A 13,767-nucleotide genomic window follows, 5' to 3' on the forward strand; every position below is an offset into this window, starting at 1 on the left:
GGATCAGATCGCCATCAGCTTGTCGAAACGGTCGATCCATTCGCGGCGGTTCTGCGACACGAAGGCCCAGTCGGGGCTGTAGATCTGCACGCCGTCCGGAATCACCGCGCCTGCGGTCACCGTGGTGTTGGCGGGAACCGAGGTGGCGAAATCGGCGATCGCCGCCTGCAGCTCCGCCCCCAGCATCTCGTTCACGTAACCGGCGGCAAGCTCGGAATTCGGCCCGCCCTTGACCAGACAGATGCCCGACGGCATGGCAAAGATCCCCTCCTGCGGGGCGGACAGATCCACCGGCACGCCTTCGGCCTTGCGCGGCAGCGCGTAGGACGAGAAACTGCCCGACAGCATCGAAATCTCGCCCTGCTCCAGCAGGTTGAAGGCCTGGCTCATGGTGGAATAGACCGACAGCAGATTGGGCTTCAGCTCTTCCAGCTTGGCGAAGGCTGCATCGATTTCATACTGCGCCTCGGCAAAGGGTTTGCCCGATCCCAGCATCGCCGCCATGAACAGCGTCCACATGCCTTCGGTGTTCTGCAGCGACGGGATAATGATGCGGCCCTGCGCCTCGGGGGACCAGAGCGCCTGCCAAGACGGCACGCCTTCGGTCAGGTCGGTGTTATAGGCGATGCCCGCCCAAGGCTGGAGGTAGTTGCACCACATGCCGTCCATATGCACCGCATCCGGGCGCAGGTCGGTCATGTTGGGCACGGCCTCGGCGGTGATGGGGGCCAGCAGATCCTCTTCGACCGCCTGAATCATCACCGGGTCGTCCATCTGCACCACGGAGAGATAGGGATTGTCGCGGTTCGAGGCCATCTTCTCGAGGTTGACCGAGGATTTGGTGCCTTCGAACAGGATGTCCGCACCGAGGGTCTTTTTCATGTGGGGCACCACCAGCGCCTCCATCCATGCGGTATGCGAGCCGGCGCAGCCCACCACCAGTTCGCTGGACTGCGCGCGCAGCAGGGCGGGCGTGGCCAAGGTTCCGGCGGCGGCAAGGGCAGAGGTTTTCAGAAGCGAACGGCGGGTCAGGCCGTTGCGGGAAATCAGGGTCATGGTTGGTCCTTCTCTGTCGGGTCAGGAGGCGGTGTCAGGGTGCACGCACCCGCGAAAGGTCCGGTTCTGCTGCCGGGCTTAAAATGGAATGCCATTTGACTTATGGGAAATGCCTCGCCACGCTGCACCTGATCCTCCGATCAAAACCGCTATAAATATGCAGTCTGTCCACAATTTAGGCAGCCCGTTCTGGCTGCTGCACAGGCTCTGACCAGAAGGAAAAGAAAATGGCATCCCATTTGCGAAACATCACTCTGCTGGATCCCGACTCGGGGATGACACGCGGCGTCGATCTGGTGACGGACACGCAGGGCCGCATCGCGCGGATCGGGCCGGATCTGCCCCCTGCCCCGGGCGTGCCGGTGATCGACGCGCAGGGCGCGCTGTGCCTGCCGGGCTTCGTGAACAGCCACAACCATTCGCCGCTGATGATCGTGCGCGGCATGATCGAGGATATCAGCTTTGCCCCCGCCTATACCCCCGGCGTGCCGCAGGGGCACTGGCTGTCGGACGAGGAGACGCTGGCGCTGGCCCGGCTGGGCGTGATGGAAATGCTCTGCGCGGGGGCCACCACCATCGTGGATTACTACCGCTGCCCCGAGGCGCTGGCACAGGCCGCAGCGGAATTCGGCCTGCGCGCGCAGGTGGGGGGCCGGGTCATGGACATGGACAGCGCCGCACTCGCCGAAGGCCGCTTCGCCCGCGATGACGCCTTGGGCGAGGCGACGCTGGGGGCGGCGCTGGCGCTGCGCGACAAATGGGCGGGTCATGCGCGGATCAGCACCATCCTTGCCCCGCACGCCCCCGACAGCTGCTCGCGCGAGATGTTTGCGCAGATGCGCGATCTGGCCACGGCCAGCGACACGCAGGTGCACACCCATCTGAGCCAGTCACAGATGGAGGTGGACCAGATCCGGGCGCGCGAAGGCATGACCCCGACCGAATTTCTGGATGATCTGGGTCTGCTGACGCCGGACCTGATCGCCGCGCACTGCATCTTCATGACCGACAGCGACGTGGCGCGGTTCGGGGCTGCGGGCGCGGTGGTGGCCCATGCGCCCATCGGCAATGCCAGCTTTGGCGCCGCCGCCCCGATCAAGGCGCTGGCCGAGGCGGGGGCGCGCATCACGCTCTGCACCGATACCAAATCCGCCGACATGTTCGAGGCGATGCGCATGGCGCTGGCCTCGGCCCGGCTGCGGGCGGGACTGTGTTTCGATCTGGACGCGGCGCAGGTGTTCCGCTGGGCCACGGCGGGCGGCGCCGAGGCGCTGCGCGGCCATGGTGCCACCGGGCGGCTGCGCGTGGGCGATCCGGCGGATCTGATCCTGCTTGACCCGCTGGCCGCCAACCTGCGCCCGGTGATCGACGGCCCCGGCATCGTGGTGCATTCGGGCAATGCCGCCAATGTCACCGACGTGATGGTGGCAGGCGACTGGCTGGTGCGCGACCGCCGCCCCACCCGTGTCGAGGCCAGCGCCGTGGTGGCCGAGGCGCAGCATGTCGCCGAAGGCCTGTGGCGCCGCGCCCGGGGCTGAGGGCCCGCAGGGTCAGGCGGCGGGCACCTCTCCCGCCGCCAGCACCTCGGCCAGCGTCTGCCCGGTATGGCGCAGATGCTGGCGCCAGATCTCTGCCGCCGCCGCCCCGTCGCGGCGGCGCAGCGCCTCCATCAGCGCCTCGTGTTCGGCCACCGCCTGCGCCAGCCGGTCGGGGCGCATGATGGCCAGAAACCGCCCGCGCCGCGCCCGCGCGATCAGCCGCCGATGCGTGTCGCTGATGATGGGATTGCCGCATTCCATCACCACGAAATCGTGGATCTCGGAATTGGTGTCGAAATAATCGGTGTGATTGCCGATCTTGTGAAAGGTCAGCATCTGCGCGTGCAGATCCTCCAGCCGGTCCAGCTGTGCGGGCGTGATCGTCTGCGCCAGCCGCTCTGCCGCAAGGCTTTCCAGCGCGGCGATGACCTCGAACAGCGCCAGCGCCTCGTCGGCGCCGAACTGCAGCACCTGCGCGCCCTTGTTGCGCGAAATCTCGATCAGCCCGTCCTGATGCAGCAGCTTCAGCGCCTCGCGCACCGGGGTCCGCGACAGGTCCAGCTCTGCCGAGATCCGCCGTTCCACCAGCCGCGCGCCAGGGGGGTAATCGCCCTTCACGATGCGGTCGCGCAGCACCTCTGCCACCCATTGCGCGATGGCGGTCAGGCTGTCGGACGGGCCGGGAGGGGAAAGAAGCGGCTGCACCGGAACTTGGTCCTGTCAAAACGGGATATGGCATTCCATCTTGCCCAAGCCCGCCCCGGATGCAAGCACTGCGCGCCTTGCGCTGCCCCCCGGTTTTGGCGCAGCAAGGGGCCAGAGCCGCCGTCAGGAGATGCCATGCCCCCCGCCCCCCGTTCCGACCTGCCCTGCGGTGGCCTTGACCTTGGCGGCACCAAGATCGAGGCGCGGCTGTTTTCGCCCGGCCTCGACCTGCTGGACACCCGGCGCATTCCCACCCCCACCGGCGGGCTGGACGCGCTGCTGGAGGCGGTGGCGGACCAGCTGCACTGGCTGGAGGCCGCATCGGGGCAAGGGGCGGCGCTGCCGGTGGGCATGGGCCTGCCCGGCGTGATCGATACGGGCGGCGGCCCCGCCTTTGCCGCGAACCTGCCCGTCGGGGGCCATGACCTGCCCGGCGCGCTGCGCCAGAGGCTGGGCCGTGCGCTGCCGCTGCTCAACGATGCGCAGGCCTTTGCCCTGTCAGAGGCGCGCGGCGGGGCGGGCGATGGCGCGGAGCGGGTCGCGGGGCTGATCATGGGCACCGGCATCGGCGCGGGGCTGGCGGTGCTGGGCCGCGCGCTGCCGCAGATCCAGCTGGCGGCGCTGGAGGTGGGGCATCTGGGCTGGCCCGCCCGGCTGGGGGATGCGCTGCCGCTGCTGGCCTGTGGCTGCGGGCGCAGCGGCTGTTTTGAAACGCTGCTCTCCGGTCCGGGGCTGGCCCGGCTGGCAGAGCACCGGCTGGGCGTGGCGGTCCCGCCCGAGGATCTGGCGCGGCGCGCAGCGCATGACCCGGCGGCGGAGGCGGTGCTGGCGCTTTGGGCCGATCTGGCAGCGGAACTGCTGCTGACCCTGCATCTGGCGCAGGATCCGCAGGTGATCGTGCTGGGCGGCGGGCTGACCCGCCTGCCGGGGCTGCTGGACCGGCTGGGCGCGGCGCTGGCCCCGCTGCGGCTGGGGCCGCTGCCCCTGCCCCGGCTGGCGCTGGCGGTCTTCGGCGATGCCTCCGGCGCACGGGGGGCCGCGATCCACGCGCGGGATCTGGCGCCATGCTGATCGCGGCGGATCTGGTCTGGACCGGCGACCGCTTTGAACGCGGCCTTGGGGTGGAGACGGCGGGCGACCACCTGCGCGCTCTGCGCCCGCTTGCCCCCGGCGAGATCCCGGACCGGCACGCCGCGCTGATCGGCCCGGCGCTGAGCGATCTGCAGGTGAATGGCAGCGGCGGCGTGATGCTCAATTCCGATCCCACGCCCGAGGCCATCGCCCATATCGTTGCCACGCAGCGCGCGCGCGGCACCGGCTGGGTGATGCCCACGCTCATCACCTGCGAGCCGGAGCGGATGCGCCGCGCTGGCAGGGCGGCGGCACGCGCATGGGGTCTGCCCGGCTTTCTGGGCCTGCATCTGGAAGGGCCGCATCTGAACCCCGACCGGCGCGGCACCCACAGCGCGGATCCCATGGGCCCGCTGTCGGAGACGACCCGCGCCGTGGTGCGCGATCTGCGCGCGCAGGGCATCCCGGTCATGGTGACGCTGGCGCCCGAAATCGCGGGACCGGAGGCGGTGCGCGAACTGGCGGCCATGGGCGCCGTGGTGTCGGGCGGGCACAGCGCGGCCACGGCCGAGCAGACCCGCGCGGCGCTGGCAGCGGGGATGAGTTGTTTCACCCATCTGTATAATGCCATGCCGCCCATGACCTCTCGCGCGCCGGGCATTCTGGGGGCCGCGATCAATTCCGACGCCTATGCCGGGATCATCGCCGACGGGCATCATGTCTCATGGGAGATGGTGGCGCTGGCGCTCCGCGCCCGCCCGCTGCCGGACCGGATGTTTCTGGTATCCGACGCGATGGCGACGATTGGCGGGCCGGACCAGTTCGAGCTTTACGGCGAAATCATCCGCCTGCGCGACGGCGCACTGGTCAATGCGGCGGGGGCGCTGGCCGGGGCGCATGTGGATCTGGTGACCAGCCTGCGCAACATGGTGACGCATGTCGGGGTGCCGCTGTCCGAGGCCTACGCCATGGCGGCACTGGTGCCGCGCGACGTGATGGGCCTGCCGCGCCCCGGTCTGCGCGAGGGCCAGCCGCTGGCGGAGGTGCTGGCGCTGGATGCGGCGCTGGAGCGGCTGCCGCTGGAGTGACCCCGCCCGGACGATGCCGGACGGGGCGCAGGCCTTAGGCCAGAAGCTCGGTCGCGTCCTTGCGCGCCTTGCGCGCGGCACCGGCCAGCAGGCTGATGTCATTGGGTCCAACGATGAAGTTGTAACCCGCATCGCGCAGATCGGCATAGGAGCGGCCCGCCCCTTCGATCGTGCCCAGCATCAGGCCCTTGTCGCGGGCGGTCGCCTCGACTTCGAGGATCTTGGCGCGCACCGACGGTTCGGTCAGGTTTTCGATATGACCCATGGAGGCGGCAAAATCGTTGGGGCCGACAAAGGCCATGTCGATGCCTTCGATGCCCGCGATTTCCGCCACGTCCTTGACCGTGTCGATATGTTCGATCTGCGCCATCAGCAGCAGTTCTTCGTGGGCGTCCTTGGCATAGGTCGTGACCGACCCATAGGCAGAGGCGCGCACGATGGGCGCGGCATAGCCCCGGCGCCCGCGCGGCGAATACAGGCAGAAGCTGGCGATGTCGCGCGCCATGGCGGCGGAGGTGACCATGGGCACCATGATCGACCGCGCACCCCGGTCCAGCGCGCGCTTCAGCGTCGCCTCGGAGGGATCGGGCACGCGCACCACGGCCTGACCGCCTGCGGCCTCGACGGCGCGGATCAGGCCCAGACCCTCTTCCAGCCCGGCGGCGCCGTGTTCGCAGTCGATCACGATCACGTCCCAGCCCGCATGCACGAGCAGTTCCGCCACCTCGGGGGAGCCCAGCTCAAGCCATGCGGCGGCGACGGTCTCACCCGCCTTCAGACGCGCCTTGAGCGTGTTCTTGCCAGTCATTTCTTTGCATCCTTCGCAGACAGAGTGTTGTGCCGCCCGATGATTTCCAGTGCGGCCCGGACCAGAAGCAGGCCCCAGACAATGAGTGTGACAACCCCCAGCACGGCGGCGGCGTCACGTTCGAAAAAGCCCATCAGGTTGCCCTGTGCCTTCATCATGGAGACCATGAAGTTGCTTTCCACCACCTTGCCAAGCACGATGCCCAGAATGGCGGGGGCGAGCGGAATCTGCGCCCATGCCATGGCAAAGCCCAGCAACCCCAGCACCAGCACGATCCAGATCGCCATGGTGGAGCCCATGATCGCATAGGCGCCGATCATCGACAGCATCAGCACCAGCGGCATCAGCACCGCGCGTGGGATGCGCAGGATATGCGTGGCCACCGCGACGGCCAGACCGCCGGTCAGCAGCATCAGCACGTTGGCGACAAGGAAGGCGCCGAAGATGGTGTAGACCAGCGTGGCATCGGTGGTGAAGATGTCCGGCCCGGGGGTCAGCCCCTTCATCAGCAGCACGCCGATGGCGATCGCGGTGACGCTGTCGCCGGGAATGCCGAAGACCAGCGCGGGCGTCCATGCCCCGGCCACTGCGGCATTGTTGGCGGCACCGCCGTCCACGATGCCCTCGATATGGCCCTTGCCGAACTTCTCGGGGGTCTTGGAGAACCGCCGCGACAGGGCATAGGCGATCCATGCCGCCACATCCGCGCCCGCGCCGGGCAGCGCGCCGATCACCGTGCCGCCCACGCCCGACCGCAGCACCGCCAGCTTGCGGTGCCAGATCTCGCGCCATGCGTCGCGCAGGCCGGTAAACAGCGGCTCGATGCTGATCCGGCCCAGCCGTGTCTCTTCGCCGCTGCCCGCGTTGCGCAGCAGTTCGGACAGGGCGAAAAGCCCGATCATGGCGGGGATGAAGCTGACCCCGTCATACAGATCCTCGAGCCCGAAGGTGTAGCGCGGATGGCCCACCGCCACGTCGATGCCCACGGTGGCAATGGCCAGCCCGATGAACAGCGAGGCGAAGTTGCGCGCCACCGAGGCGCCGCCCACGAAGACCGCACAGCTGAGCCCGAGCGTGGCGAGCCAGAAGGCCTCGTCGCTGGAAAAGCTCGCCGACAGCCGCGCCAGCTGCGGCGTGGCGAAGGCAAGGATGATGACGCCGATGATGCCGCCCAGCACCCCCGCGATCAGCGAGGTGAAGAGCGTGGTGCGCGGCTTGCCGTTCATGGACAGGATGTAGCTGTCCTCGACATAGGCGGCGGAGGCGGGCGTGCCCGGCATCTTCAGCAGCGCGCCGGAAATGTCGCCCGCGAAGATCGCGGTGGTGGTGGTGGCCACGATGGCGGCCACGGCCTGTGCCGGACCCATGAAATAGGTGAAGGGCACCAGCAGCGCCACCGCCATGGTGGCGGTCAGACCCGGCATGGAGCCCACGAAGGCGCCGTAAAGCGTGCAGAGCAGCACCGTCAGCAGCAGGTGCGGCTCCATCACGGCGGTGAAAATGGCGAGAACGTCCAAGTGGCGGCCTCCTTACCAGGCGACAGGGGACAGCAGCCCCCATGGCAGCGGCACGCGGAGCACGCTGTAGAAGATGTAATGCAGCACGATCGGCGCGAGGATCGCGACGCTGGCGCAGGTCAGCCAGCTGCCACCGAAGACGCGGACCACCACCAGCAGCGCCAGTGCCGTCGCGACATGAAAGCCGAGGACCGGCAGCAGGACCGCAAAGCCCGCCACCACCGCGCAGAGGATCAGCGCAGGCAGCCATGCGAAGCTGGACGCCTCCGATTCGGGCGCGATGCCGCGCCACGCTTCAAGAAGCACGCCCAGACCGGACAGGATCAGCCCGCCCGCGATGATGCGCGGAAACAGGTCGGGACCGAAGGTCACCGCGCCGATCTGCGGAAAGCCCGCCGCCACCACGATCATGGCGATGCCGAGGACGACAAGCGCCGTCCCCGTCACGATGTCTCTGACCAGAGTCATCCGTTTGCCCGCTTACTTCGCAAGGCCGACAGCTTGGATCACTTCGCCAAGGGCGGCGTCCTGCTGTTCCATGTAGGCGGCCAGATCGGCGGCACCCATGTCCACCACTTCGGCGCCACGGCTGGCCTTGAATTCCGCCCATTCGTCAGAGGCCACCACTTCGGCAATGGCTTTCTCGTAGGAGCAGACGATGTTCTCGGGCATCTCGTCCGGGCCGGAGACCGAGATATAGGCCGCCAGCGTCCAGCCGCTGTCCAGCGCCTCGGCGGTCAGCGGCACGTCGGGCAGAGCCGACATCGGCGCGTCATGCATATAGGCCAGCGCGCGGACTTCGCCGCTTTCCACCAGCGTCTTGCCTTCGGAGAGCGCGGGCGAGGCCACGTCGACACCACCGGCAACCAGTTCCTGCAGCGCGGGCGCTGCACCCTGCGACGGGATCCAGCGGATGGCGTCGGGCGCCATGCCTTCGGCGTTCAGCATGCCGGCAAGGGCCAGATGCCAGATGCCGCCCAGCGAGGTGCCGGAGGCGGTCAGGTCACCCGGATTGGCGCGGGCATGGTCCAGAAGCTCGGTCACGCTGGTGAAGGGGCTGTCCTTGCCCACCAGAACCGACGCGGGCACGATGTCGATCAGCGCGATCGGCGTGATGTCTTCCCAAGTCATGTCGGTCAGACCAACCCAGTGCATCGTGTTGATTTCCACGGTCACGGCGCCCACGGTGTAGCCATCGGGCTCTGCGCGCGAGATTGCCGAATGGCCGGTCACGCCGTTGCCGCCGGTGCGGTTCACCACGTTGAACGGCACGCCCCACGCCTGCTCCAGCAGGGTGGCCATCATGCGGCTGTTGGCATCGGTGCCACCGCCCGCGCCCCACGGAACGACATAGGTCACGGCGCGTTCAGGTTTCCAGTCGCAGCTGTCCTGCGCCAGAAGAGCGGTGCCCGATACGGCAAGAGTCGTGGCCAGCGCGGCCACCTGCACGGTCTTTTTCATGAATCGTCCTCCCAAGACGTGCTGCTTTGGAACCGAAGTCGCAGCATGGACCCATCTTGAAACATGGTATACCAGACTAGTCAATCGGTTGACTCGCCGCGTGACACCGGTTTTTCTTGTCTCACCTCACCCCAGCCTCACAGGTTCGTCAGACGCCACATGCCCAAGCGAACAACGCTGCGCGACATCGCCCAAGAGCTTCAGCTGTCGGTCTCCTCGGTGTCGCTGGCGCTGCGGGGCCATCCGCGCATTCCGGAAAACACCACCGAGAAGGTGCGCCAGACCGCGGCCCGGCTGGGCTATATCTACAACCGCGCCGCCGCCGACCTGCGCCGGGCGGAAAGCCGTCTGGTGGCGGTCTGCATCAACGACCTGTCCAACCCGGTGTTCAACGAATTTCTGGTGCAGATCGAGGAAGAGCTGCACAGTCAGGACCGCGCGGTGTTTCTGGGCGTGGCCCGCGAAAGCGCCGAGCTGCAGCGGCAGTTCCTGAAAACCGCGCTGGAACATGGCGTCAGTGGCATCATCCTTTGCCCGGTGCAGGGCACGGGCGTCGCCGATCTGGACATGCTGCTGCCCGCAGGCGACGGCACGGCGCCGGTGGTGCCGACGGCGGTGTTTTCGCGGCGGATCGCGGCGGCGTCGCTGACGCAATTCGTCAATGACGATCCCCTGACCGGACGGCTGGCGGCGGGCTGCGTGCTGGACGAAGGCCACCGCCGCATCGGCTGGCTGGGCGGCGGACAGGCCACCTCCACCGCGCAGGGGCGGCTTGCGGGCTGTCTTGCCCGGCTGAACGAAGCGGGCCTGCCCCCGCCGCAGATCCGCCACGGCCCCACCTCCCGCGCCTTTGGCCGCAGCGCCGCGCTGGAACTGCTGCGCGGGCCGGAGCCGCCCACGGCGCTGCTGTGCTTCAGCGACCTTATCGCCTTTGGCGCGCTGGCGACGTTGCGCGAACTGGGGCTGCGTCCGGGAATCGACGTGTCGCTGGTGGGCTGCGATGACATGGACGAGGCCGCCTTCACCGCCCCCGGCCTGACCACGGTGATGGTCGACAAGGCGGGGATCGGGCGCTCCGCCGCCCGCTCGCTGCTGGAGCCGCCCCGGCCCGGCGTCACCGTGCTGGCCCCCCGGCTGATCCGCCGCGCCACCGTGGGGCCCGCCCCGCGCGCCTGAGCCGACGTTACGTCACGCAGGGGAACCTTCGCCAAGATCACGGCGTTGTGAAGCGGAACCGCAAGCTTTTTATTCAGATCAGGACAGCTATTTTGGAAAAACTCGCGCACCGCCTCGGCCTAAAGACCGATCCGACCATTTTCTTTGTATCCGCAGGCTTTACGGTCGTATTCGTCCTTGCGCTGGTGCTGTTTCCCAACCCGATCGGAGATGCTTTTGCGGCGGGCCGGTCGTGGATCGTTACCAATCTGGGCTGGTTCTTCATCCTTGGCGTCAATGTCTGGCTGGGCTTCCTGATCTGGGCGGCCATGTCGCGCCACGGGCATATCCGGCTGGGGCCCAAGGGATCCCGCCCGGAGTACAACAACCTGTCATGGTTCACGATGCTGTTTGCGGGCGGCATCGGCACGGTGCTGATGTTCTGGGGCGTGGCCGAACCGATCAGCCATTTCGCCAACCCGCCCCTGCCCGGCGTGGTGCCCTATACCGAAGAGGCGGCGCGCGATGCCATGTCCATCGCGATCTACCATCTGGGCCTGCACACCTGGACCATCTTCACCCTGCCCGGTCTGGCCTTTGCCTATTTTATCAACCGCTATGACCTGCCGGTGCGGGTCAGTTCGGTCTTCTATCCGCTGCTGCGCGAGGGCATCCACGGCCCCATCGGCAAGGCCATCGACATCGCGTCGATCCTTGGCACGCTGTTCGGGGTCGCCGTGTCGCTGGGGCTGGGGTCGAGCCAGATCGCTGCGGGCCTGTCGGCGCTCTTTGGCTGGACCGATGGCACCGGGCTGAAGGTGGGCATTCTGGCCGTGCTGACCGTGGTGGCAGTGGGGTCGATCACCGCCGGGCTCGACAAGGGCGTGAAGCTGCTGTCCAATCTCAACATCGGCATGGCCGTGGCGCTGATGGTCTTCGTGCTGGTCACCGGATCCACGCTGTTCCTGCTGCGCGCCATCGTGGAAACCTTTGGCCTGTATTTCGAGAACCTGCCGCGTCTGGCCTTCTGGAACGACATGCTGGCGGATGAAAACCCGTCCAACGAGCCTTGGGGCTGGCAGGGGTCGTGGACCGTGTTCTACTGGGCATGGACCGTGACTTGGTCGCCCTTCATCGGTCTCTTTGTCGCGCGCATCTCGCGCGGGCGGACCATCCGGGAATTCGTGTTCGGCGTGCTGCTGGCGCCGTCGCTGTTCACCCTGATCTGGTTTTCGATCTTTGGCTGGCAGGCGATGGAGTTTGACGGGCTGGGCCTTGCCGCCCGCGCCGCGCTTGGCGATCAGGCCGGAGAGATCAGCGCCGCCGTCGCCGAAAGCGTGCCGCTGGCCATGTTCGCCTTTTTCGAACATTTCCCGCTGACCGATTTTGTGCAGGGCTTTGCCGTCATCATCGTGGCGATCTTCTTTGCCACCTCGTCGGATTCGGCCTCGCTGGTGGTGGACATGCTCTGCACCGGCAAGGCGACGCCGGGTCCGGTGCACCAGCGGGTGTTCTGGGGCGCCGCCGAAGGGCTGGTCGCCGCCATGCTGATCGTGCTGGCAGGCGATGCGGGCCTGACCGCGCTGCAGCAGGTGATCACCGTGGTGGGCCTGCCGATCTTCCTGCTGGTCTGCATGATGATTCCCTCGCTGATCCGTGGGTTTGCGCAGGAAGATATCGACCATGTCAGCATCGGCACCCGCCCCGAATTGAGCGATTTCGACTGACCTGACCTGATCTTCCCTGCAAGGTCTGACAGCCCCCGCAAGCCCCCGCTTGCGGGGGTTTTTGCGCATGGCGTTGCCGGGTCTTGACAGGTTGTACCTCTTGGTTGTTATTTGTAGGACAAATCAGAGGAGGAGCTGATGCGGGTATCTGCCGCCATCCATCGCGAATTCAGCATCGCACAGATCGACGACCGGCTTTATTCGGCTTTCATCGAACATATGGGCCGCGCGATCTATTCCGGCATTTACGAGCCCGGTCATCCGCAAGCCGACGATCAGGGTTTTCGCCGCGACGTGGCCCAGATGGTGCGCGACCTGAACATTCCCGCCATCCGCTATCCCGGCGGCAATTTCGTGTCGGCCTATAACTGGGAAGACGGCATCGGGCCGAAAGCGGATCGCCCCGTCCGGCTGGATCTGGCGTGGCGCAGCAAGGAAAGCAATCAGGTCGGGATCAACGAATTTGCGGTCTGGGCGCAGGATCTGGGCATCGACATGATGCTGGCGGTCAATCTGGGGTCGCGCGGCATTTCGGATGCGCGCAACTTCATGGAATATGTCAACCATCCGTCGGGCACGCACTGGTCCGACCTGCGCCGCAGCCACGGGGTGGAGCAGCCCTACAACGTCAAGATGTGGTGTCTGGGCAACGAGATGGACGGGCCTTGGCAGATCGGCCACAAGGAGGCCAAGGAATATGGCCGTCTGGCCGATGAAACCGCCAAGGCGCTGCGGCAGCTGACGCCGGGCGCGGAAATGGTGGTCTGCGGGTCCTCCAATGACGAAATGCCCACCTATCCCGACTGGGAACGCGGCGTGCTGGAAGAATGTTACGAGAATGTCGATTACATCTCGCTGCACAAGTATTTCGGCAATTCCAGCCGCGACACGCTGAATTTCTTTGGCAAGGTCGAGGAAACCGGGCGCTATATCCAGTCCATCGCCGGCGTGATCGACTTCGTGAAGGCCAAGAAACGCGCCAAGAATGACGTCCATATCTGCTTTGACGAATGGAACGTCTGGTATCACAAGCGCGAACAGGATTCGAAGAACTGGAAAAGCTGGGACTGGCCAGAGGCGCCCGCCCTTCTGGAAGAGGATTACACGTTTGAGGACACGCTGTTCGTGGCCTGCCTGCTCAACGAATTCATCCGCCGGTCCGACCGGGTGCGCATCGCCTGCATCGCGCAGCTCGTCAACGTGATCGCGCCGATCCGGGCCGAGGCGGGCGGCCCCGCATGGCGGCAGTCGATCTACTGGCCCTATCAGCTGGCCTCCATCGACGGGCGCGGCACGGCCCTGCGCGTGGCGGTGGACGGGCCCAGCTACAACTGCGCCGTGGCCGATGACGTGGATTATCTGGACGTGGCGGCGGTTGAAGGGGACGGCATCGTGACGCTGTTCATGGTGAACCGCCACTTGACCGAAGACGCGGATCTGCGGCTGTCGCTGACCGGCTATCCCGGCGCCACGCTGCTGGACCATCAGGTGATCCAAGGGCATGACCTGATGGCCACCAACGGCCCCGGACGCGAACCCATCGCCCCGCTCGCGGGCAGCGGTCTGGCGGTCGAGGACGGCATGGTGGGCGGCGCGCTTGCGCCGCTGTCCTATCACGTCGTGCGGATCCGGGTCTGAGCC

12 protein-coding genes are annotated in these 13,767 nt (G+C 67.0%); 6 read left to right on the forward strand and 6 right to left on the reverse strand.

What is annotated here, in order from left to right:
- Positions 1 to 3 precede the first annotated feature (3 nt).
- Positions 4 to 1,056 carry an ABC transporter substrate-binding protein gene (locus tag VK682_RS07870; protein ID WP_324781632.1) on the reverse strand — a complete coding sequence of 351 codons (1,053 nt, stop codon included), beginning with the start codon at positions 1,054 to 1,056 and terminating at the stop codon, positions 4 to 6.
- Positions 1,057 to 1,283: 227 nt separating this feature from the next.
- Between VK682_RS07870 and VK682_RS07875 the strand changes: the two genes are divergently transcribed.
- Positions 1,284 to 2,594: an amidohydrolase family protein gene (locus tag VK682_RS07875; protein WP_324781633.1), complete on the forward strand. Its 1,311-nt coding sequence runs from the start codon at positions 1,284 to 1,286 to the stop codon at positions 2,592 to 2,594.
- Positions 2,595 to 2,606: 12 nt separating this feature from the next.
- On the opposite strand, the gene VK682_RS07880 is transcribed toward VK682_RS07875, so the two are convergent.
- A complete protein-coding gene (locus tag VK682_RS07880) occupies positions 2,607 to 3,299 on the reverse strand; it encodes a GntR family transcriptional regulator (protein ID WP_089845956.1) in 693 nt (230 codons plus the stop codon).
- Between the two features lie 135 nt (positions 3,300 to 3,434).
- Here VK682_RS07880 and VK682_RS07885 point away from each other — a divergent pair, with 135 nt between their 5' ends.
- Positions 3,435 to 4,370, forward strand: a complete 936-nt coding sequence (locus tag VK682_RS07885) for an ROK family protein (protein ID WP_230797404.1) — start codon at positions 3,435 to 3,437, stop codon at positions 4,368 to 4,370.
- Complete coding sequence (locus VK682_RS07890) at positions 4,364 to 5,458, forward strand: N-acetylglucosamine-6-phosphate deacetylase (RefSeq protein WP_230797405.1); 1,095 nt, start codon at positions 4,364 to 4,366, stop codon at positions 5,456 to 5,458. Before VK682_RS07885 ends, VK682_RS07890 begins: the two co-directional genes overlap by 7 nt.
- A gap of 34 nt (positions 5,459 to 5,492) precedes the next feature.
- Here the strand turns inward: VK682_RS07890 and VK682_RS07895 are convergent, their stop codons facing one another.
- The 4 genes from VK682_RS07895 to VK682_RS07910 are packed head-to-tail and all read right to left on the reverse strand — an operon-like array spanning position 5,493 to position 9,244.
- On the reverse strand, positions 5,493 to 6,266 hold the full coding sequence (locus VK682_RS07895) for an HpcH/HpaI aldolase family protein (protein ID WP_089845960.1): 774 nt from the start codon (positions 6,264 to 6,266) through the stop codon (positions 5,493 to 5,495).
- Positions 6,263 to 7,783, reverse strand: coding sequence for a tripartite tricarboxylate transporter permease (locus VK682_RS07900; protein WP_230797406.1), 1,521 nt, complete (start codon positions 7,781 to 7,783; stop codon positions 6,263 to 6,265). The genes VK682_RS07895 and VK682_RS07900 overlap by 4 nt, the downstream gene beginning before the upstream one ends.
- Before the next feature lie 12 nt (positions 7,784 to 7,795).
- Positions 7,796 to 8,251 (reverse strand): tripartite tricarboxylate transporter TctB family protein, encoded by a 456-nt coding sequence (locus VK682_RS07905; protein ID WP_089845963.1) that lies wholly within the window; start codon positions 8,249 to 8,251, stop codon positions 7,796 to 7,798.
- 12 nt (positions 8,252 to 8,263) lie between these two features.
- On the reverse strand, positions 8,264 to 9,244 hold the full coding sequence (locus tag VK682_RS07910; RefSeq protein ID WP_089845965.1) for a tripartite tricarboxylate transporter substrate binding protein: 981 nt from the start codon (positions 9,242 to 9,244) through the stop codon (positions 8,264 to 8,266).
- A gap of 159 nt (positions 9,245 to 9,403) precedes the next feature.
- On the opposite strand from VK682_RS07910, the gene VK682_RS07915 reads away from it, so the two are divergent.
- The 3 genes from VK682_RS07915 (at position 9,404) to arfA (ending at position 13,764) form a co-directional block, all read left to right on the forward strand.
- Positions 9,404 to 10,420, forward strand: coding sequence for a LacI family DNA-binding transcriptional regulator (locus tag VK682_RS07915; protein WP_324781634.1), 1,017 nt, complete (start codon positions 9,404 to 9,406; stop codon positions 10,418 to 10,420).
- A gap of 92 nt (positions 10,421 to 10,512) precedes the next feature.
- Entirely contained in the window at positions 10,513 to 12,126 is a 1,614-nt protein-coding gene (locus VK682_RS07920) for a BCCT family transporter (protein ID WP_230797409.1), read from the forward strand.
- Between the two features lie 138 nt (positions 12,127 to 12,264).
- A complete protein-coding gene (gene arfA / locus VK682_RS07925; protein WP_324781635.1) occupies positions 12,265 to 13,764 on the forward strand; it encodes an arabinosylfuranosidase ArfA in 1,500 nt (499 codons plus the stop codon).
- Positions 13,765 to 13,767: the final 3 nt, after the last annotated feature.

Source organism: Salipiger marinus (assembly GCF_035481585.1).
Lineage (GTDB): Bacteria > Pseudomonadota > Alphaproteobacteria > Rhodobacterales > Rhodobacteraceae > Salipiger > Salipiger marinus.

Bases quoted from the DNA above. Each gene is read 5' to 3' on its own strand.
- VK682_RS07910 (WP_089845965.1), bottom strand. From the start codon at position 9,244: ATGAAAAAGACCGTGCAGGTGGCCGCGCTGGCCACGACTCTTGCCGTA.
- VK682_RS07905 (WP_089845963.1), bottom strand. From the start codon at position 8,251: ATGACTCTGGTCAGAGACATCGTGACGGGGACGGCGCTTGTCGTCCTC.
- VK682_RS07885 (WP_230797404.1), top strand. From the start codon at position 3,435: ATGCCCCCCGCCCCCCGTTCCGACCTGCCCTGCGGTGGCCTTGACCTT.
- VK682_RS07895 (WP_089845960.1), bottom strand. From the start codon at position 6,266: ATGACTGGCAAGAACACGCTCAAGGCGCGTCTGAAGGCGGGTGAGACC.
- arfA (WP_324781635.1), top strand. From the start codon at position 12,265: ATGCGGGTATCTGCCGCCATCCATCGCGAATTCAGCATCGCACAGATC.
- VK682_RS07875 (WP_324781633.1), top strand. From the start codon at position 1,284: ATGGCATCCCATTTGCGAAACATCACTCTGCTGGATCCCGACTCGGGG.
- VK682_RS07890 (WP_230797405.1), top strand. From the start codon at position 4,364: ATGCTGATCGCGGCGGATCTGGTCTGGACCGGCGACCGCTTTGAACGC.
- VK682_RS07870 (WP_324781632.1), bottom strand. From the start codon at position 1,056: ATGACCCTGATTTCCCGCAACGGCCTGACCCGCCGTTCGCTTCTGAAA.
- VK682_RS07915 (WP_324781634.1), top strand. From the start codon at position 9,404: ATGCCCAAGCGAACAACGCTGCGCGACATCGCCCAAGAGCTTCAGCTG.